20 protein-coding genes are annotated in these 20,630 nt (G+C 60.2%); 6 read left to right on the top strand and 14 right to left on the bottom strand.

The window, feature by feature from the left end; translation table 11 throughout:
* Positions 1–160: 160 nt before the first annotated feature.
* From astE to acs, 14 genes are all read right to left on the bottom strand, one after another.
* A complete protein-coding gene (gene astE, locus BZK31_RS15415) occupies positions 161–1,174 on the bottom strand; it encodes a succinylglutamate desuccinylase (RefSeq protein WP_083183821.1) in 1,014 nt (337 codons plus the stop codon).
* A gap of 66 nt (positions 1,175–1,240) precedes the next feature.
* Positions 1,241–1,528, bottom strand: coding sequence for a topoisomerase II (locus BZK31_RS15410; protein ID WP_083183820.1), 288 nt, complete (start codon positions 1,526–1,528; stop codon positions 1,241–1,243).
* Positions 1,529–1,588: 60 nt separating this feature from the next.
* Entirely contained in the window at positions 1,589–2,935 is a 1,347-nt protein-coding gene (gene astB / locus BZK31_RS15405; RefSeq protein WP_083183819.1) for an N-succinylarginine dihydrolase, read from the bottom strand.
* A 49-nt stretch (positions 2,936–2,984) separates the two neighbouring features.
* Entirely contained in the window at positions 2,985–4,454 is a 1,470-nt protein-coding gene (gene astD, locus BZK31_RS15400; protein WP_167377980.1) for a succinylglutamate-semialdehyde dehydrogenase, read from the bottom strand.
* Entirely contained in the window at positions 4,451–5,476 is a 1,026-nt protein-coding gene (gene astA, locus BZK31_RS15395) for an arginine N-succinyltransferase (RefSeq protein ID WP_083183817.1), read from the bottom strand. The genes astD and astA overlap by 4 nt, the downstream gene beginning before the upstream one ends.
* Positions 5,477–5,536: 60 nt before the next feature.
* Positions 5,537–6,568 carry an arginine/ornithine succinyltransferase subunit alpha gene (gene aruF / locus BZK31_RS15390; protein WP_083183816.1) on the bottom strand — a complete coding sequence of 344 codons (1,032 nt, stop codon included), beginning with the start codon at positions 6,566–6,568 and terminating at the stop codon, positions 5,537–5,539.
* A gap of 136 nt (positions 6,569–6,704) precedes the next feature.
* Positions 6,705–7,922, bottom strand: coding sequence for an aspartate aminotransferase family protein (locus BZK31_RS15385; protein WP_083183815.1), 1,218 nt, complete (start codon positions 7,920–7,922; stop codon positions 6,705–6,707).
* A gap of 245 nt (positions 7,923–8,167) precedes the next feature.
* A complete protein-coding gene (argR, locus tag BZK31_RS15375; RefSeq protein ID WP_083183814.1) occupies positions 8,168–9,157 on the bottom strand; it encodes a transcriptional regulator ArgR in 990 nt (329 codons plus the stop codon).
* 135 nt (positions 9,158–9,292) lie between these two features.
* A complete protein-coding gene (locus tag BZK31_RS15370; RefSeq protein ID WP_083183813.1) occupies positions 9,293–10,057 on the bottom strand; it encodes an ABC transporter ATP-binding protein in 765 nt (254 codons plus the stop codon).
* A gap of 22 nt (positions 10,058–10,079) precedes the next feature.
* Positions 10,080–11,192 carry a succinylglutamate desuccinylase/aspartoacylase family protein gene (locus BZK31_RS15365; RefSeq protein ID WP_083183812.1) on the bottom strand — a complete coding sequence of 371 codons (1,113 nt, stop codon included), beginning with the start codon at positions 11,190–11,192 and terminating at the stop codon, positions 10,080–10,082.
* A 1-nt stretch (position 11,193) separates the two neighbouring features.
* A complete protein-coding gene (locus BZK31_RS15360; RefSeq protein ID WP_083183811.1) occupies positions 11,194–11,892 on the bottom strand; it encodes an ABC transporter permease in 699 nt (232 codons plus the stop codon).
* The gene (locus BZK31_RS15355; RefSeq protein WP_083183822.1) at positions 11,889–12,578 is read right to left on the bottom strand and encodes an ABC transporter permease; all 690 of its coding nucleotides are present in this window, start codon (positions 12,576–12,578) and stop codon (positions 11,889–11,891) included. The genes BZK31_RS15360 and BZK31_RS15355 overlap by 4 nt, the downstream gene beginning before the upstream one ends.
* An 85-nt stretch (positions 12,579–12,663) precedes the next feature.
* Complete coding sequence (locus BZK31_RS15350) at positions 12,664–13,440, bottom strand: ABC transporter substrate-binding protein (protein ID WP_083183810.1); 777 nt, start codon at positions 13,438–13,440, stop codon at positions 12,664–12,666.
* A 575-nt stretch (positions 13,441–14,015) separates the two neighbouring features.
* Positions 14,016–15,971, bottom strand: coding sequence for an acetate--CoA ligase (gene acs, locus BZK31_RS15345; protein WP_083183809.1), 1,956 nt, complete (start codon positions 15,969–15,971; stop codon positions 14,016–14,018).
* Between the two features lie 339 nt (positions 15,972–16,310).
* On the opposite strand from acs, the gene BZK31_RS15340 reads away from it, so the two are divergent.
* The 6 genes from BZK31_RS15340 (at position 16,311) to BZK31_RS29470 (ending at position 20,602) form a co-directional block, all read left to right on the top strand.
* Positions 16,311–16,577, top strand: a complete 267-nt coding sequence (locus BZK31_RS15340) for a DUF2790 domain-containing protein (protein WP_083183808.1) — start codon at positions 16,311–16,313, stop codon at positions 16,575–16,577.
* Positions 16,578–17,286: 709 nt separating this feature from the next.
* The gene (makC, locus tag BZK31_RS15335; RefSeq protein WP_083183807.1) at positions 17,287–17,679 is read left to right on the top strand and encodes an alpha-pore-forming tripartite toxin MakABE regulator; all 393 of its coding nucleotides are present in this window, start codon (positions 17,287–17,289) and stop codon (positions 17,677–17,679) included.
* Between the two features lie 39 nt (positions 17,680–17,718).
* A complete protein-coding gene (makC, locus tag BZK31_RS15330) occupies positions 17,719–18,120 on the top strand; it encodes an alpha-pore-forming tripartite toxin MakABE regulator (RefSeq protein ID WP_083183806.1) in 402 nt (133 codons plus the stop codon).
* Between the two features lie 16 nt (positions 18,121–18,136).
* Positions 18,137–19,237, top strand: coding sequence for an alpha-pore-forming cytotoxin subunit MakB (makB, locus tag BZK31_RS15325; protein ID WP_083183805.1), 1,101 nt, complete (start codon positions 18,137–18,139; stop codon positions 19,235–19,237).
* A 44-nt stretch (positions 19,238–19,281) separates the two neighbouring features.
* Positions 19,282–20,400, top strand: a complete 1,119-nt coding sequence (makA, locus tag BZK31_RS15320; RefSeq protein ID WP_157900748.1) for an alpha-pore-forming cytotoxin MakA — start codon at positions 19,282–19,284, stop codon at positions 20,398–20,400.
* 34 nt (positions 20,401–20,434) lie between these two features.
* Complete coding sequence (locus BZK31_RS29470; RefSeq protein WP_157900747.1) at positions 20,435–20,602, top strand: hypothetical protein; 168 nt, start codon at positions 20,435–20,437, stop codon at positions 20,600–20,602.
* The last annotated feature ends 28 nt before the right edge of the window (positions 20,603–20,630 follow it).

Raw genomic sequence — 20,630 nt, 5'->3', positions numbered from 1 at the left:
TTGTCCGCGAAGACGGTGTGTCGAATGCGGGATCTGGGCTGGATGTACCCACCCTTTCGCGAGCAAGCTCGCACGGACGGGGCAGTGATTGCGAGTGGCGCGCTGATCAGTGGACGCGGCCGGGCGGCGTTCCGCTTGCTCGCGAAGGCGCCAGGCAGTCTTACTCCAGCGTCAAGGCATCTGCCGCGACCGGCACGACCAGAATCCCGGCCCGCAGGCCGTTTTTCACTTTTGGGTTCGGGAAGATGATACGGGCGCCCTCCTCCTGCACCACCCAGCGGGAATCGCTGACGTCTTCGGCGAGCACAAAGCCTTTCTTCAGGGGAGAGAAGTTTTCGACATCATCGGCCAGATGAAACTTGAAAGCGTCACTGCGTTTGATGACTTCACGCGCGACGCTGAACAGTTGCAGGCCGTCGAGCTGGTCATTCGGTTCGGACTCGGTGCCTTCGATCAATTGCTCCAGGCTCGCTCGCAAAGGCGCGAGGTTGACCTGTTGGTTCTGACCGAAAGGACGGGCCTTGCCCAGTTCCAGGGTGAAGGCTTCGACGCCCAGTTGATCGTAGGTGTAGGCGCTGAAGACGATCGAGGGCTTGTTCTGCAACAGCACCGCGCTCATGCCTGCTGCACGCAGTCGGGCCAGTTCGCGGCGCGAGTGTTTACGGCCTTCTTTCCAGGGATACAGGGCGAATTGTTCGATCTTCGAGCCGCGTATCGCGGTGTGCAGGTCGTAATGCAGGCGATAGCGCTCAGGCAGCTTGAAGAAGCTCGCCGCCAGCCGCTCCAGTTCGCAGGCGCGCAAGGCCTCGGAGCCGCCGCTCTGTTCGTGGCGGCCGTTGAACAGTCGGTTGACGTCCTGCTCGACAAACCGCGTGCCGCGACGCATGGCTTCGGGGTTGCCGAACAGGAACAGAATACGGGCGCGCGGCTTGAGGTCGCCGCGCGCGATACTGCGAATCAGTTGGTCCAGCAGTTCGATGGGCGCGGTTTCGTTGCCGTGAATTCCGGCCGACAGCAGCAGATCGGTGCCGTTGTCCCGAGCCTCGGGCGGCCGGACTTCAAGGGCACCCTCGCCCAGCCAGCGCAGGCGCACGCCACCGACGGTCAGTTGAGTCTTTTCCGCCGGCTCACGTCCGGCCAGGGTCAGGTCAAGCAGTTTGCCGAGGGCGAGCATAAAGCGCTTCCTTGAAATGCCATTGAAACGTCGCGGGTGACCGGTCGGCAACCGCGCGACCAGACCTTAGTGGTTGCAGTCGGGACCGTGTACGTGGCCGCCTTCTTCGGCACCCATGTCAGCCGGTTCCATTTCCAGTTGCAGGCTGACCAGGTTGGTCGCCAGTGGGCGGAGCAACAGGTTGGCGTATTCAGCATCGTCTTCTTCGACGTCAACACCGATCAACAACTGACCACGGCCGTCCTGCTGAATCCACAACTCCTTGCCCTGCCAGATAACGGCAACGCGGGTGCAGGAGGTTTCCAGTTGGGTGCCATCGGTGTCTTCGAGGATTAACTGCAGGGCGTCGCTCATGGTTGGAATGCTCTTCGAGAAGGAAAATCATGCGCCGGGCCTTGGCTCGGCGCGCAGGTTTCAAATGAGTTGAAACGGATAAACGGCGCCCAGTTTAAGGATTTGCGTCAGCTCATCCAATGCCGTTCGGCATTCTGTCAGTAAGCGGGGATCGGCCAGGTCGTTTTCGCTCATGCGATCCCGGTAGTGCCGATCGACCCACTGGGTGAGTGTGTCGTACAAAGGCGCGGTCATGATCACACCCGTATTGACCGCCGCCAGTTCGGTTTCATTGAGCGCCACGCGCAAGCGCAGGCAGGCCGGACCACCGCCGTTCTGCATGCTCTGCTTGAGGTCGAACACCCTGACTTCGGCCACCGGGCTGTCGTCGGCGATCAGGCGCTGCAAATAGCCCCAAACCTGCGGATTGGCCTGACACTCCTGCGGCACGATCAGCACCATGGTGCCGTCGCCACGCGACAGCAACTGACTGTTGAACAGGTAAGAACGCACGGCATCGGCTACCGATACTTCGGCACGCGGCACGCAGATCGCGCGCAACCGGCCGCCGACCCGTGCCAGCTTGTCTTGCAGCTCACTCAGCATCGACTCGGTATGGAGAAAGGCGTCTTCGTGATAGAACAACACTTCGCCATTGCCGACTGCGATCACGTCGTTGTGAAACACGCCCTGATCGATCACCAACGGATTCTGCTGACCGTAAACCACGCCGTCATCGCTCAGCCCGTGCAGGCGAGCAACAGCCTTCGATGCCTCGAGCGTCTGCCTGGCCGGGTATTTTTTTGGCCCGGGATAGCGAGTGTCGAAAGCGCTGCGCCCGAACACGAAGAACTCCACGCCAGCCTCGCCATAATCACGACAGAAACGCGTGTGGTTGGCCGCGCCTTCATCGCCGAACTGGGCAACAGCTGGCAAGGCTGCGTGATGAGCGAAATGGTTGGAATCGGCGAACATCGCGCCCAATACGCGGCTGGTGGTCGGGTGCTCAATGCTGCGGTGGTATTTGCAGTTGAGATTGGCCGCGGTGAAATGCACGCGACCGTCGGCGGTGTCGGCACTCGGGCTGACGGTCGCTGCGTTGGCGACCCACATGCTCGATGCCGAGCAACTGGCGACCAGCAGCGGCATGTCCTGTCTTGCAGCCTTTTCGATGACCTGCGCATCGCTGCCGGTAAAGCCAAGCTGGCGCAGACCGGCCACGTCGGGACGCTCTTGTGGCGCCAGCACGCCCTGAGTAAAGCCCAGGTCCATCAGCGCCTTCATCTTGGCCAGTCCCTGCAAGGCCGCTTCACGCGGATTCGAGCATTGCTGGCTATTGCTCTGGGACGCGACGTTCCCGTAGGACAACCCGCCGTAATTGTGGGTTGGCCCGACCAGACCGTCAAAATTCACTTCACAGGATTTCATCGGCAAGGCTCCGTGGATCTGTTTTTATAAGCAATTGTTGCGCGCACTGTCAGCTCAGCCTGATGCCTGGAGTCAGCGTGGCCGGCAGTGTCAGGCTGCCGGTCTCAAGGGACGCCACGGGATAGGCGCAGTAGTCGGCGGCGTAATACGCACTGGCCCGGTGATTGCCCGATGCACCCACGCCACCAAACGGCGCGCTGCTGGCGGCACCGGTCAGTTGCTTGTTCCAGTTGACGATCCCGGCGCGGCTTTCCAGCCAGAACTGTTGATAGCGCTCTTCAGAATCCGACAACAGCCCGGCGGCGAGGCCGTATTGCGTGGCGTTGGCCTCGGCGATGGCAGCGTCGAAACCGACGTAGCGGATCACTTGCAGCAGCGGGCCGAACAACTCTTCGTCGGGACGCTCGCTGAACGCGCTGACGTCCACGATGCCCGGCGTCAACAGCGCGGACTGCGCCAACGGCTGGCGCATTTCCAGCAGCGACACGCCGCCGTTCGCCAGCAGATTGCGTTGCGCGTCCAGCAGGGCAAGCGCGGCGTCCAGCGAAATCACCGACCCCATGAACGGCGCAGGCTGCTGGTCGAAAGACCCGACTTCGATCGTTGCGCTCACCGCCACCAGTCGCGCCAGGAAGGCATCGCCCCAATCACCTTCGGGCACCAGCAATCGACGCGCACAAGTGCAGCGCTGCCCGGCCGAAATGAACGCCGACTGGATGACGGTGTACACCGCAGCGTCGAGGTCCTGAACCTGATCGACCACCAGCGGGTTGTTACCGCCCATCTCCAGAGCGAGGATCTTGTCCGGACGCCCGGCGAACTGCTGATGCAGCGCGTTGCCGGTGCGACTGGAGCCGGTGAAGAACAACCCGTCGATGCCGGGGTTGGCGGCCAGCGCGATGCCGGTTTCACGGTCTCCCTGCAACAGGTTCAGCACGCCGACCGGCAGACCGGCTTCGACCCAGCACTTGACGGTCAGCTCGGCCACTTTCGGTGTCAGTTCGCTGGGCTTGAACAACACGGTGTTGCCGGCCAGCAGCGCGGGCACGATGTGCCCATTGGGCAAGTGGCCGGGAAAATTGTACGGGCCGAATACGGCAACCACACCGTGGGGCTTGTGGCGCAGCACGGCCGTGGCGTCACCCAGCGGCCCGCTCTTTTCGCCCGTCCGCTCACGGTAGCTCTGCACTGAAATGGCAACCTTGTTGACCATGCTGGTCACCTCGGTCGCCGATTCCCACAGCGGTTTGCCGGTCTCTTCACCGATGCAGTGCGCCAACTCGTCAGCGTGATGCTTGAGGCGTGCCGCGAACGCTTCCAAGGCCTCGATGCGCGCTTGCAACGGGCGTCGTGCCCACGCGGGGAATGCCTGACGGGCAGCCTGCACGGCCAGTTCGACCTGCGCGGCGGTTGCGCCACGACCGGACCACAGCACTTGTTGAGTCACCGGATCGAGCGACGTGATGGTCTCACCCTGCCCTTCCTGCCAGTTGCCTGCAATGTATAGCGTACTCATCAGACACCCTCCCGCGCGGCGGACAGCGGCACCGCCCGCACGTTATCGCCCGCGCTCATCCGCAGACGTCGGGCGGTCAGCGGATCGACCACCAGCGTGCCTGCAGCGAAACGTGCGGGGCCGACCGTGATGCGGCAGTCTTCGCGCTTGCGGTTGTAGATCAGAAATTGCGGCGCATCGTCGCCCGGCGTGCCGATAGCCAGCACCAGTGCCTGGCTGTCGTGCACCGCACGGATCTTGCCAGTCTCGCACTCGATGGCCGGGCCTGCGTCGAAGATGTCGACATAGCCCTGGTAACTGAAGCCTTCGGCCTTGAGCATGGTCAGGGCCGGCTCGGTGTCGGCATGTACCCGACCGATCACGCTGCGTGCGTCTTCGGAAAGAAAGCAGGTGTACAGCGGAAACTTGGGCATCAGTTCGGCGATGAACGCTTTGTTGCCGACGCCGGTCAGGTAATCGGCCTGGCTGAACTCCATCTTGAAGAAGTGCCGACCCAGGCTTTCCCAGAAGGGCGAGCGGCCGCTTTCATCGGACATGCCGCGCATCTCGGCGATGATCTTGTTGCCGAACAGCTTGGGAAACTCGGCAATGAACAGCATGCGCGCCTTGGACAGCAGGCGACCGTTGAGGCCGCTGCGTGCGTCACTGCGCAAGAACAGCGAGCACAGTTCCGAGTTGCCGGTCAGGTCGTTGGCCAGGAACAGCGTGGGGATCTCGCGGTAGATGTTCAGTTCCTGAGAGGCGCTGACGGTCAACCCGACTCGGTAGTTGTACCAGGGCTCACGCAGACCGACAGCGCCTGCGATCGCCGAAATCCCGACCACGCGACCTTCATCGTCTTCGAGCACGAACAGGTAATCCGCATCACCTCGCTCGGCCTCGCCGCGAAAGGTTTTTTCCGCCCAGCCGACCCGATGCGCCAGGCGCTCTTCGTTGGCGGGCAGGGTCGTCAGGCCGGCGCCGGTGCTGCGCGCCAACTCGATCAGTGCGGGCAGGTCGCTGCTGCGTACGGGACGAACGATCATGTTATCTCCTCAGCGGCTCTCAAGAGCCTCGAAACTCGCTTATCAGCATTCGCGGGTCTATCAGACCGCCACGATCCGCACACTGGCACCTTCACCGACGCCCAGGGCCTCGGCGGCCTGCAGGCTCAGCACCACCGGGCGACCCGGCGCCCAGTCCAGTTCAAGCAGTACGGCGCGGTAATCCTGCAGCAAGCCGTTGGCAACCAGATACGAGCGCCCGCCGCGACCGACATCGCTGGCATTGCCCTCTTCGATCTTGACCGGCACCAGACGGCTCTGGGCAATCGAGCGAATTCCGGAAACCCGCGCGTGCAGCGTCGGGCCGCCGTCGAAAATATCGATGTAATGATCGGTTTCGAAGCCTTCGCGCATCAGGATGTCGAAGGTGATCTGCGCACGCGGATGAACCTGCCCCATGGCTTCTTGCGCAGCGTCAGGCAGCAGTGGCACGTAGATCGGGTAATGCGGCATCAGTTCGGCGAGGAACGTCCGGCTTTTCAAGCCACACAGGCGCTCGGCAGCGGCGTAGTTCAGGTCGAAGAAATTGCGGCCGATGGCGTCCCAGAACGGTGAATCGCCGTTCTCGTCGCTGTAGCCGACGATCTCGGTCACCACCGAATCGGCGAAACGCTCCGGGTGGCTGGCAACGAACAACAGACGCCCGCGTGAGTTGAGTTCCGACCAGGCAGTGCCGACCAGTTCAGGCACCACATAAAAACTGGTCAGCAAGCTGTTGCCGGTCAGGTCATGACACTGCGACAGCACGTGAATTTTGTTGTGAATCTTCAGCTCGCGGGACGCATGCACGAAGGTCTCGTTGCGAAAGCTGTAAAAGGGTTCGGAATAGCCAGCCGAAGCAACGATGCCCGAACAGCCCACCAACTGGCCGCTGTCGCTGTCTTCGAGCACGAAGAAGTAAGTTTCTTCGCCGTTGAAACTGACTTCAGCCGCGAACGAGGCTTCAGACGAGCCGATCTTGTCGCTCAGGCGGCCAGCATCGTCGGGCAAGGACGTGACACCAATCGGGCTGTCGGCAGCGAGGCGTTGAACCTCGGCCAGATCAGCCATTTGCGCGGGGCGCATCACCAGCATGGTGCCACTCCTTGTAGATCCACAGGCCGGAACGACCGGCACTAAAAAAAGCACCGCACGGCGTCATGCCCGCAGGGTGCCAGAAAGTGTCCGGCGCACGCCTGGAAGGCGGACACCGGCAGGTAACAACCTTGAATCAGGACGTCAGCGTGGCGACGGCGCGCTCGAAGCGGTTCAGGCCTTCGTCGATGTCGGCGTCTTCTATCACCAGGCTCGGCGCGAAACGGATCACGTCAGGACCGGCCTGCAAAATCATCAGGTCCTGCGCCTCGGCAGCGTTGAAGAAATCCTTGGCCTTGCCTTTCCAGGCGTCGGCCAGCACACAGCCGATCAGCAGACCGAGGCCGCGCACCTGGGTGAACACGCCGTATTGCTGGCCGATTTTTTCCAGCCGGGTCTTGAAACGCTCGTGTTTGGCTTTGACGCCGGCCAGCACTTCAGGGGTGTTAACGACATCGATCACCGCCTCGCCCACTGCGCAGGCCAGCGGGTTGCCACCGTAGGTGGTGCCATGTACGCCGACCGCCAGATGCTTGGCCAGTTTGTCGGTGGTCAGCATGGCCGCCAACGGGAAGCCGCCGCCGATGCTCTTGGCGCTGGACAGAATGTCCGGGGTCACGCCGTAATGCATGTAAGCGAACAAGTGCCCGCTGCGGCCCATGCCGCTCTGCACTTCATCGAATACCAGCAGCGCATTATGCTGATCACACAGCGCACGCGCGCCTTGCAGGTACTCGAGTTCGCCAGGCAGCACGCCGCCCTCGCCCTGGATCGGCTCCAGCACGACGGCGCAGGTCTTGTCGGAAACAGCGGCTTTCAGCGCGTCGAGGTCGTTGTAGGGCACATGACTGATGCCGGTGATCTTCGGGCCGAAACCATCGGAATACTTCGGCTGACCGCCAACGCTCACGGTGAACAGGGTGCGGCCGTGAAAGCTGTTCACGGCAGCGATGATTTCGTATTTATCCGGGCCGTACAGGTCATGCGCCACGCGACGGGCCAACTTGAAGGCCGCTTCGTTGGCTTCGGCGCCGGAGTTACAGAAGAACACGCGATCGGCGAAGGTCGCTTCCACCAGCTTCTTGGCCAGACGCAGGGTCGGCTCGTTGGTAAAAACGTTGGACACGTGCCAGAGGTTATTGGCCTGCTCGGTCAAGGCACCGACCAGCGCCGGGTGGCAGTGGCCCAATACATTGACGGCGATCCCGCCCGAAAAATCCACCAGTTCGCGGCCCGCCTGGTCCCAGACTCGGGAGCCCGCGCCACGTACGGGGATGAACCCGGCCGGCGCGTAGTTGGGGACCATTACCTGGTCGAAATCGGCGCGTTGCACCGCAGCATGCTCAACGGACATCGGAGTCTCCTGATGAGGAACGCCCGCCTGAAACTGGCGAGCGATAGAAAGATTGTAAGGACAGATTCGGCTTCGACCTTGCCGCCAGGCGACAACTTGTTACAGCGCAAAACCGTGTTTTTTCAAGGTTTTCGGCAATGCGACATATTGCGTCACAAAGGCGCAGTTTAAACCGATTGAAGGCCAGTGTCTGGCCCGGCGCTGTCGGCGCACGCAGATTGCCGCGCCGCTGTGACAGCGGTGGTTCAGCCGCGCTCGGCCGGTACCGGCGAAAGCTCGAACGGGCTGCTGCTGCGTCGCTGGTTACGGTCTTCACGCGGGGTGGCGCCAAAGAAATTGCGATAGGCGCTGGAGAAGTGCGGCCCCGAGGAAAAACCGCAGGACAGGCCGATCTGGATGATCGATTTGCTGGTCTGCATCAGCATCTGGCGCGCCTTGTTCAGGCGCAGTTCCAGGTAGTACTGGCTGGGCACACGATTGAGGTACTGCTTGAAGATGCGCTCCAGTTGACGACGCGACACGCAGACATGCTGGGCGATCTCGTCGGTGGTCAGTGGCTCTTCGATATTGGCCTCCATCAGCAGCACGGCCTGGGTCAGCTTCGGATGGCTCGAACCCAGACGGTTCTGCAACGGAATGCGCTGACGTTCGCCGCCCTCGCGAATGCGCTCGACCACCAGTTCTTCAGACACCGCACCCGCCAGTTCCGCGCCGTGATCACGGGACAGCACCGCCAGCAACAGATCGAGCACCGACATGCCGCCGCAAGCGGTCAGGCGATCACGATCCCAGTCGAACAGGTGGCTGGTAGCGATGACTTTCGGGAAACGTTCGCTGAAATCATCCTGCCAGCGCCAGTGCACCGCCGCGCGGTAGCCGTCGAGCAGGCCCAGTTGCGCCAGCGGATAGACGCCTGCCGACAGACCGCCAATCGAACAGCCCGCCCGCACCAGTTGCTTGAGCGCGCTACCCAGCACCGATGCGACCGGTGCCGGTGGCTCGTCGGCCAGTAGAAACAGTTTGTGCAGACCGTCCAGACGCCCTGCCCACGGCTCGCCCGGCAATTGCCAGCTACCATCGGTGGCAGGTCCGGCGGGCTCGGCTTGCAGAAACGACAGCTCGTAGACCACTTCCGGGTGCACGCGCTGGGCAACGCGCAAGGCTTCCTCGGCAAGCGCCAGGGTCAGGGCTTTGGTGCCAGGCCAGACAAGGAAACCTATTCGATGGGCAGTCATTGGGACATCCGATACGTATCGCCGCAAAAGCCAAGCCCATGAACAGGCTCGATCTGGAATCTCCAGGTCATGTCGCGTGTCGCGCAGCATGCCCTGTTCTGTTGCAAAAAGGCATCGCCTGGGCGATGCCGCTCATCACTTGAGGCTGCCGGACAGAAACTGCTGCAGGCGCTCGGTCTGCGGATTGGCCAGCACTTCACGCGGATCACCGCGCTCCAGCACCACGCCCTGATGCAGAAAAATCAGCTGATTGGAGACTTCGCGGGCAAAGCCCATTTCGTGCGTGACCACGACCATCGTCCGCCCTTCCTGAGCCAGACCCTGCATGACCTTGAGCACATCGCCAACCAGTTCCGGATCGAGTGCCGAGGTCGGTTCGTCGAACAACATCACCTCGGGCTCCACCGCCAGCGCACGGGCAATCGCCACGCGCTGCTGTTCGCCGCCGGACATGTGCCCCGGATAGGCATCCTTGCGGTGCGCGACACCGACCTTGGCCAGGTAGTACTCGGCCTTCTCCAGCGCTTCCTTTTTCGGCACGCCCAGCACGTGCACGGGCGCTTCGATGATGTTCTGCAGCGCAGTCATGTGCGACCACAGATTGAAATGCTGGAACACCATCGACAGGCGCGAGCGCATGCGTTGCAACTGCTTGCCGTCCGCCGCCTTCAGGCCGCCGTCCTTGTTCGGAACCAGTTTGAGTTCTTCGCCGTTGAGCAGGATCTTGCCGGCATGGGGTTGCTCGAGCAGATTGATGCAGCGCAGAAAGGTGCTCTTGCCCGAACCGCTGGAGCCGATGATGCTGATGACATCGCCGGCACTGGCCGTCAGGGACACACCCTTGATCACTTCATGGCTGCCGTAACGCTTGTGCAGATCCTGGACTTCCAGTTTGTTCATGCTTTGGTTTCTCACAGAACGGTCAATCACTGAGCAGACGCCCATGACGCAGCGCGGTGCGCCCCGCCACTTTGGCCAGCCAGAAACCGGGTTGAGCGTAGCGAAGCCGCTCGATGGCAAACAGCACACCGGCAGTATTCGCGCAAATGGTGCTGACCTGATCGGACAGCGGGTCGATGACCTCGAACAGCGGCTCGCCGGGCTCGACCCATACGCCAGGGGTGCGCAGGAATGTCACCACGCCGGGATGCGGCGCATACAGCAATTCCGTACCTTCGAACGGCATGCCTTCGCAGGCGTCGTGGGCAGGCTGCGGCCAGTCGCCACTGATGAACCCCTGCCCGGCCAGAAACGCCAGAATGCCTTCGGCATGCGCTTCGGCCTCGGGCTTGCCGGTGTCGGCCTGACCGCCCAGCTCGATCGTGGTCGCCAGACAGGCCAACGGGATCTGCGCCTGCGGGAAAATCCGCGACAGTCGCAGCCACGGCAACGAACAGGCTTCATCGAACGAACTGCCGCCCGAATCCTCGGCCAGCAACCCGACCTTGACGTTGAGGTGCGCCGACAGCGAACGCCATTGCGGCCAGTGCTGCGGCAGGGCGTACATGTGCAGCGCGGCATCGGCGTCACAGTGCAGGTCGAGCACCACATCGGCGATGCAGCCATGCTTGAGGAGTATCCGCTGCATGCCCTGCAGCTCGCATTGCGGCGCAGGCAGACGCTCCAGCGCAGTACTCATGGCCTGACGGATCAGCCGGGTGTTGGCGCGAGGATCATCGCCCAACTGCCCTTCCAGTAACCCGGCAACCGGCTCGCTCAGTTCGGTGAAATCGCGATTGAAATTCTTGCCGCTGCCGAATTCGAAACGGCCCTGGTGTGCGCCTTGAAGCAACTGTCCGAGACCCAGCGGATTGGCGACCGGCACCAGCTCGATGACACCTTTCAATAGACCCTGCTTTTCCAGCTCGGCGAGACGCTTTTTCAGCTCCCACGCGGTGCGCATGCCGGGCAGCTCATCGGCGTGCAGGCTGGCCTGAATATAGGCCTTGCGCTCGCCGGAGCCGAAACTGAACACACTGAGCTTGCGCTCGGTGCCGAGGGTGCTCCAGGGCAGTACATGATCGATTCTTTGCATTTCAGACCTTCCGTGGGGCCAGATAGCCCAGCCAGCGACGCTCAGCGAGCTTGAACAGTCGCACCAGAATGAATGTCAGGCACAGATAGAAAACGCCTGCGGTGACGTAAGCCTCGAAAGGCAGGTAGAACTGGGCGTTGACCGTACGGGCCGCGCCGGTGATGTCGATCAGCGTCACGATGGACGCCAGACTGGTGGTCTGCAACATCATGATCACTTCATTGCTGTACTGCGGCAGCGCCCGGCGCAGAGCCGAAGGCAACAGGATGCGGCGGTACATCTTGCTACGCGACATGCCCATCGCCCGTGCCGCTTCGATTTCTCCGGCCGGCGTGGCTTTGAGACTGCCCGCGATGATTTCAGCGGTGTACGCGCTGGTGTTCACCGCAAAGGCCAGGCAGGCGCAGAACGTCGCGCTGGACAACCACGGCCAAAGGAAACTTTCGCGCACGGCCTCGAACTGGGCCAGGCCGTAATAGATCAGAAACAGCTGCACCAGCATCGGTGTGCCACGAATCACGTAGGTATAGAGCCAGGCGGGCAGGTTGACCCACGGGTTCTTCGAAACCCGCATCAGACCCAGCGGCAACGCCGCGAGCAGACCGACGCCCAGTGAAATCGCCAGCAGTTTCAGGGTCACCAGCAAACCGCCGAAATAAAGCGGCAGGCTGTCCCAGATGACGTTGTAGTCGAAGATCATAGGTCAGCCGCCCTCACGCCCACGGAGTAGCGCTTTTCCAGATAACGCAGGGCCAGCAGCGAGACACTGGTGATCACCAGGTACATGGCTGCGACCGCGAGAAAGAAGGTGAAGGGTTCGCGGGTAGCATCGGCCGCCTGCTTGGCCTTGAACATCATGTCCTGCAGACCGACCACGGAAATCAGCGCGGTAGCCTTGGTCAGCACCAGCCAGTTATTGGTGAAACCGGGGATCGCCAGACGGATCATCTGTGGGACCAGGATGCGGAAGAACACCTTGCCGCTGCTCATGCCGTACGCCATGCCCGCCTCGGCCTGCCCCTTGGGGATCGCCATGAACGCGCCGCGAAAGGTTTCGGACAGATAAGCGCCAAAGATGAAGCCCAGCGTGCAAATCCCGGCCGCGAACGGATCCAGGTCGATGTACTCGTCAAAACCCAGCAGCGGTGCAACACGATTGAGCAGGTCCTGGCCGCCATAGAAAATCAGCAGGATCAGCACCAGATCGGGAATGCCGCGAATCACGGTACTGTACAAGTCGCCCAGCCAGGCCAGCCAGCGCACCGGCGACAGACGAAGTGCCACGCCGATCAGACCGAGAACGATCGCCAGCGCCATCGACGACAGGGCCAGCTGCAACGTCAGCCAGGCACCCTCGAGGATCACAGCCCCGTAGCCTTTCAACATCATGTGCGGTCCTCAAGCGTGGAATAAAAATGGCGCAAGCCAGGCAATTCTGTTTGCGCCATCTCGGTCAGTACCTTTCGACGACTTATTTGCCGTAGATATCGAAGTCGAAGTACTTGTCCTGGATTGCTTTGTATTTACCATTGGCACGGATCGCGGCGATGGCAGCGTTGAGGCGGTCGAGGTTGGCCTTGTCGCCTTTGCGCACGGCGATGCCGATGCCGTCACCGAAATACTTGGGATCGGTGAACGAAGGGCCAACGAACGCGTAACCCTTGCCCGCGTCGGTCTTCAGGAAACCGTCCTGCAACAGGGTCGCGTCAGCCACTGTACCGTCCAGGCGACCGGCACCGATGTCCAGGTAGATTTCGTTCTGCGATCCGTATGGCGTCACTTCGACACCCAGCGGGGCCAGCGTTTCGCGAGCGAAGCGCTCGTGGATCGAACCGCGCTGTACGCCGATTTTCTTGCCTTTGAGCTCAGCGAGGTTGTCGCTGACGCTGGTGCCTTCCTTCATCACCAGACGGGCCGGGGAATTGTAGTACTTGCCAGTGAAGTCCACGGACTTCTTGCGGTCTTCGGTGATGGACATCGAAGACAGGATCGCGTCGATCTTGCGCACTTTCAGTGCAGGGATCAGGCCGTCGAACTCTTGCTCGACCCAGGTGCACTTGGCCTTCATTTCTTCACACAGCGCATTGCCGATGTCGTAGTCGAAACCGACGATGCTGCCGTCCGGCGCCTTGGAGGCGAACGGAGGGTAAGCGGCTTCAATACCGATTTTCAGCGGCTTTTCATCAGCGAACGTCGGCTGGGCAAGCACGGACAACGCCAGCGCGCCAATAAGCATGAGCTTTTTCATTAACAGAACTCCATCGGTAAAGCACGACAAGTGGCAGAGTGGGCAGCGCCCATCATGCGAAAGGACAATCCAGAGAGAGCGACGCCAGGCCGCCGATACCGTGTTCCGGTTCATCGGCCTCTGACGAGTGAGGGGCATTTTAACGACAGGTTCGAAGTCGATATTTCTTCAATGCGACAACTAGTTACAGAAGCACCTGAAACAGGCTTTCGCCCTGTTGACGAAGCCCAAATCCCTTGATCTAGCAAAACAGAATTAACCGATTGATACAGCAAAAAGCGCGCCCATTATTGGCAAACCCTTCTAATCCGGCAAGCCCAGCGTGTCGTCGCGTTCGATAATTCCCCGTAAGCGAAGAATGTTCCTACAGATTTTGAGACGAATGTCCCACAAGGAAGCAGATCAGGCAAACGGCGGGTAGACCCGTAACAGGTCGATATATCCCGGTTGGGGCGACCGACGCCGATCGCTCATCACTGATCGCAGCGCTGCACACGGACGCGGAGCGTCCTGAACGGCGTCCCCACGCGGGAGCGTGGGGACGAATAATCAGCGGTAAGGCTGAAAGATGAGTGTCAGGCGGCGCTCATGGTCTTGTGGGTGTCTATCAGGTGCTGCACCACGCCCGGATCGGCCAGCGTGGAGATGTCACCGAGCGCGTCGTACTCACCGGTGGCGATCTTGCGCAGAATGCGACGCATGATCTTGCCCGAGCGGGTTTTCGGCAAGCCGGGCGCCCACTGGATGAAGTCCGGCGAGGCAATCGGACCGATCTCCTTGCGCACCCAGTTACGCAGCTCGATCCGCAGCGCTTCGTCGGCCGTCTCGCCGGCATTGAGCGTGACGTAGACGTAGATACCCTGCCCCTTCAGATCGTGCGGCACACCAACCACCGCTGCTTCGGCGACTTTCGGGTGCGCGACCATCGCGCTTTCGATCTCGGCGGTGCCCATCCGGTGACCGGAAACGTTGAGCACGTCGTCCACACGACCGGTGATCCAGTAGTAGCCATCCTCGTCACGACGCGCGCCGTCACCGGTGAAGTACATGCCACGGAAGGTCTTGAAGTAGGTGTCGACGAAGCGGTCATGATCGCCGTACAGCGAGCGCGACTGCCCCGGCCAGGAATCGAGAATCACCAGATTGCCTTCGGCTGCGCCTTCGATCAGGTTGCCCAGGTTGTCCACCAGTGCCGGAATCACGCCGAAGAACGGACGTGTCGCCGAACCCGGCTTGAGGGCAGTCGCCCCCGGCAGCGGGCTGATGAGGATGCCACCGGTTTCGGTCTGCCACCAGGTGTCGACGATCGGGCAGTTTTTCTTGCCCACCGTGTCGTAGTACCAGCCCCAGGCTTCAGGGTTGATCGGTTCGCCCACCGAACCCAGCAAACGCAGACTGGAACCGTCAGCCCCTTCGACCGAGCGCGTGCCCTCGGCCATCATGGCGCGGATGGCGGTGGGCGCGGTGTAGAGAATGTTGACCTTGTGCTTGTCGATGATTTTCGACACACGGGTGATATCCGGGTAGTTAGGCACGCCTTCGAACAGCAGCGTGGTCGCGCCGTTGGCCAGCGGGCCGTAGACGATATAGCTGTGGCCGGTGACCCAGCCCACGTCAGCGGTGCACCAGTAGATTTCGCCCGGTTTGTAATCGAACACGCGTTCATGGGTCAGCGCCGCGTACAACAGGTAACCGGCCGTGGTGTGCAGCACACCCTTGGGCTTGCCGGTGGAGCCGGAGGTATAAAGAATGAACAGCGACTCTTCAGCGCCCATTTCCTTCGGCGCGCATGTGCTCGACGCCACTTCCAGCAACGCGTGGTACCAGATGTCGCGGTGACGGTTCCACTCGATATCGCCGCCGGTACGCTTGCAGACGATGACCTTCTGCACGCTGCTGGTTTCGGGGTTGGTCAGGGCACGGTCGACGTTGGCCTTGAGCGGGGTCTTTTTGCCACCGCGCAAGCCTTCGTCGGCAGTGATCACCACCTTGGAGCTGCAATCAATGATCCGGCCGGCCAGCGCTTCGGGTGAGAAGCCGCCAAACACAACAGAATGAATCGCCCCGATCCGGGCGCACGCCAGCATGGCGACCACGGCCTCGGGAATCATCGGCATGTAGATAGTCACCACGTCGCCACGGTGTACATCCTGACCGCGCAGGGCGTTGGCAAACTTGCAGACTTCGGCATGCAGTTCGCGGTAGGTGATTTCACGGTGTTCGGAAGGATCGTCGCCTTCCCAGATGATCGCGATGCTGTCGCCGCGCTCTTCGAGGTGGCGATCCAGGCAGTTATAGGCAACGTTGAGAGTGCCGTCGGCGAACCACTTGATGTCGACGCGATGATCGTCGAAGGAAGTCTGTTTGACGTGGGTAAAGGGTTTGATCCAGTCGAGGCGCTTGGCCTGCTCACGCCAGAAACCGTCGGGGTTGACCACCGACTGCTGGTACATGGCCTTGTAGGTTGCCTCATCCGTCAGCGTGTTCGCGGCGACTTCTGGGCGGACGGGGTACAGGGAAGCTGCACTCATCTTGGTTACCTCGGTGGATAGTTGTTGTTTTATGAGTCCGTTGTATCCCGACCTACCTGACAGGGCCATTCGACGTTGGTCTTACCGGCCCTGTTCACCGGATCGATTGTGATCGGCAGGGTTCGAACCTGACGATAAAAACGATTGTTACCGTTTCGATAAAAAGGCTTATCAAAAGCCTTTATATATGCCGGGCCTCGAGAAGCCTAGAATCACTTCCGCCAACAGGCAAACAGCACGGTCCCCCACACAGACTGTTTTTTATTCAAACGCTGTTATCGCCCCTGAACCGAATTATTCGTCAGGCGCATTCGTTCGCTCTCGAGAAGGTAAATAGTAATGAAAGTTTCAATCGCGATTCTGGCACTTTGTAGCCTCAGCACTCTGGCCATGGCCGAGGAGTCGCAAACCAGGGTCGCCGCTCAACAGGCACGCGTCGAGCAGTACACCTACGGTACTCATCTGGACATCGCCAGGGTCATTTCCATCAGCCAGATCCCCAATGTCTGCCAGGTCGTACCGGCCCGCATGATCTATGAAGACTCGCAGGGCAAGCAGCACATCATGAGCTACCAAGTGATGGGTAACGGCTGCAGCAACGGTTGATAACGCTTTATCTGGCGCGACGCCTCGCGGAACGATAGCGAGGCGCCTGCTGTTCCTTTCAAACCACACACGAACAAAATGCATACTCTTAGACGTTCACGTCTGTCGCAGAGGGCCAGGGACTGCAATGCCTTCAGGTAAATGCATGCATGAAGAACTTTCGCAACGCAAAAAACAAGACTGAAATATCCAGCATTAGAAGATAAAAACTATCGCTCGTGATTAATACTTTGAAGCGCATGGACCTCGCTTTAGCAACCCTCACTCTCCGAAGGAAGGCCACGCCATTGATGGCTTGCTCCTCGGTAAGCGCATGTGGTTTCAAGCATCCCTGACCCAGTTACCAAACCACGCACGCGGTCTTGACGGAACCTGTTTTAAGGCATCATAAACGTGAGTTGTCCGAAGCCGCCCCATCCGCAACAAGGCCCAGCGCGCACGTGGGTGTGCCGTACCATACGCCGTTGGTCGGCGTATCAGGCGCTCCTTGCCAAATGCTGGTGCTTACACATTCTCCGTCCGGGCCCTAACCAGACAGGCAGCGTGGCTCCACGACAAGTACCTTGTGCCAGTCACCCCTCCAAAAATAATTTGCTGCTCGCCTTGCGCAACCTTCCGACGCCATCTATACCCTCAGCACTTGCGCCAATGATGGCGATTTGACTCCACCCTTGAACAGCTTCAGGGGCACTTCAACCAGGAGGTAGAAGTGAATCGTATCGATATTCTGATTGCGGTGGATGTACTGGGCGCCCTCAGCGCCAGAACGCTTCAGGGGAATGTTTACCTGGTAGACACCAACAACTATCTCGGCTCATGGCAAGAGGGGCAAAGCCTCCTCAATACCGTCTGTCAGGACGGCCAGGCATTGACCTGGTCGGTCACTCCAGTCGATCCAGCCACTCAGATCGCTATCAGCGGGTTCTCAGGTCCCATGATCGACGGCAATGTATGCCGGCCCACCGAAGACGCTTTTGCCGGAAATTCCGTATGGAACGGCACGATCGAAGCCCAAGGCGCATTTGCCAGCTACGCCTATTCGGTGAGCGTGGTGATGAACGCTACAACCATGACCTTCGTGAGCAACATGAAGGTGGTTTGAAGGATCGAAGGTTCACCCACGCGCAAGGAGCTGTAGGAAATGGCAAATCAAATCAATGTGTTAATTGTGGTCGATGTCGAAGGTGCTCTGGCCAGCGGCGACCTGAGTTCCAACGCCTATCTGGTGGATACCAACAAGTTCTTCGGCTCATACAGCGAAGGCCAGGAAGAGTTAGTGACCAGCTGTACGGATGGCCAGATCATTATCTGGTCGATCACCCCCGTCAATCCGGGCGACAACGCTGAAATCACCGGATTCACAGGGCAGATCATCGACCAGAAAATCTGCCAGCCGCAGCAAATCACACCGGTTCCCGGCGTGGTGGCCTGGTCAGGCCGCGTCGAATCCCAAGGCGCCACAGGCCGCTATCAGTACAGCTGTACGTTGTCCTTCGATGGCCGGTCCATGAGCTTCGATCCGTTTCTACAAGTCAACGCCTGATCGAGGAGCGCACTCCATGCTTTCTCCAGATGTAAACGATACCCTCGACAAACTGACCGATGCTTATGCAGGCATCGTCGGGATTGACAGCTTTGCCTTGAGTTGTGAAAGCATACAGATCGTGAAAATTGCCGACGAGCCCGACTGGCTGCCCGCCGTCGCCGCCGAATTCAAACAACTCGACAGCGCGGCAGATGCCTGGCAGCAGGACCGTGGTCAAGTGTGGTCGCCAGTCATCCTGGCGTTCGAAAACTACTTTGCGATGTTCTCGGGCGTTGCCAATACCCTAAGCGCCACTACCAACAATAGCGCTGAGTTCTGGATCAACGCGCTGAGCACCACGCTATTGCCCGAGGCCAAAAAAAGCCTTGCCGCAACTCAGGCCGCACAAGCAGATCTGAAGTTGCGCATGACGGCGTTCAGCGCCGTGCTCCCGGAGCTGGACACATCGATCGCGGCTGGCTGGAACGCGCTGGCCAGTGAAGAGCAGCAGATGCTGAAACTCACAGAGCAGCTCGGCGAACTCGTCAACTACGTCCAGGCTCTGGGTAGCAAACTGACCAGCGATGCCATTTCCTCGGGCAAGGGCGTGGCCCAGTCAGCGGTGTCAATGCTTTACACGGCAGGTGCAGCGGGAGCGGAAGCTGCGGTCCCGGTGCTGGGCCTTGCCGTCGCAGTTATTACCATAGGCAAGAGCTTTTATGACTTGATCGAGGACGACAATCAACTGATTGCGACCTTGAACCAGATCAGCACCACCAAGGCGCAACTCTCCGACGAGGCACTGGGCCTTGCCCTGACCAAGTCGACCCTGCAAACGCTTTACAGCGTCGAAGAGCAATATCTGGCACTGCATGATGCCTTGCCAGGACTGATCGATCTCTGGGAAGCACAGACTTCGAAGATCGAAGATGCGATCAGCGCCCTGAATGCGGGCGCCCAACCCAACCAGTATCTCGACCTGAGAACACTGCCAATGGCACTGGTGGCCTGGCAGTCGATAAATACCTTCGTCACACACATTACGAAGACCGATATCGGTGTCGGCGAACCAGTGACGATCGATATTTCCAAGGCCGAAATCCGGCCGACGTTCCCGACACTTGTCGGGGCCTGAAAGGACTTCACCCTCCTGCCATTTGCATACCTGAGAGGAAATTCATGATGAATGTTGCCCTGACCGATACCCCGAACGATTTGACCCCGGCACCGGATAACCTGTTTGGCAATACCGGCGTTTCCTATAACGCCGCGCAGTTAATCACTATCGCCTGTCATGCAGTTGCCAACACCGTCTTCATCGCACCGACACCCAAGCCCGCCTGGTTCGACGATCTGAACGCCGAACTGTTGGTGGCGCAGACCCTGGCCGCGACCTGGATCAACTCACTGGGCACGCAAGTGACCAAGACGATTCCGCTGCAGGTGATCAACTTCGGCTCCAGCTTTACCGCGGCAAATAATGCGATCCAGGGCATCGTTGCCGCCAATCCTACCGCCCAAGGGGCTGACAACCCTGCGGTGATCGAGATCAAGACCATCATCCAGCAAGCGTTGCTGGCGCCTATCGGCACAGTGATCAACGAGATGGGCCTGGTCTCCACCCAACTGACCTCTTGGGGCCAGTCGATGCAGACCGCGCACAACAATCTGGTCAATGGATCGACCAGCATCCAGGCAGCCGAAACCTCGCTGACAACGGACATCAGCAAAATGAACGACGCCATCTCTTCACTCAACGAAGAGATAGCTGGCGAGAACAAGGCTATTGCAGCATCGGCTGCGGCCATCGCCGTAGGAGTCTTCGCTCTGGTCGTAGGCGTCGCCCTGGCCCCGGAAACCGGTGGTACAAGCCTGCTTATTGGCGGCGCCATCGGCGCAGCCGGCATCATCGGAGGCGCAGTGACCTGGGGCATCATGCAAAGCCGGATCAATGCCCAGTTCGATCAGATCGGCCATGACCAGCAGGAGCTGGACGACGATCAGCGTCAACTGGTCGCCCTGCAGGGCCTGCAACTGGCTTCGAACAACGCGGTGTCAAGCATTGAACTGGCGACTCAGAGTCTGTCAAAGCTGCAAACCCAGTGGGGCACCTTCCAGGGTGAGCTGCAGGGCGTACTCAACCAGCTGGAGTCTGCACAAACCCAACTCTCGACCATCATGGAAGGCGTGTTCACCTCGGCGGCGCAAACCGAGTGGGCCACCGCGATTACCACGGCCAACAACCTGGTGAATTCGCCAGTGCAGGTCCAGTCGCAGACGCTGCCGATCCCAAGCTGATCCTCTTACCTTTCATCGAAAGGGTATTTCGTCCATGGCTTTCGATGCTTTCCAGAACAACCTGATTAGCAACTCAAGCGGCACAATGCTGCTGCTCAGCTCGCTATGTCAGGTGGTGATGGAAGCATTGATCGCCCCCTTTTTTGTCCCCTTGGTAACCGATACTCGCCCGAGGATTCAGTACCAGACCCTGCCGATCTGACGCCCTTTCCCATCCAACGACAGGAGTT

The organism is Pseudomonas floridensis (assembly GCF_002087235.1).
GTDB lineage: Bacteria > Pseudomonadota > Gammaproteobacteria > Pseudomonadales > Pseudomonadaceae > Aquipseudomonas > Aquipseudomonas floridensis.
This window is presented reverse-complemented; position numbering and strand designations above follow the sequence as displayed.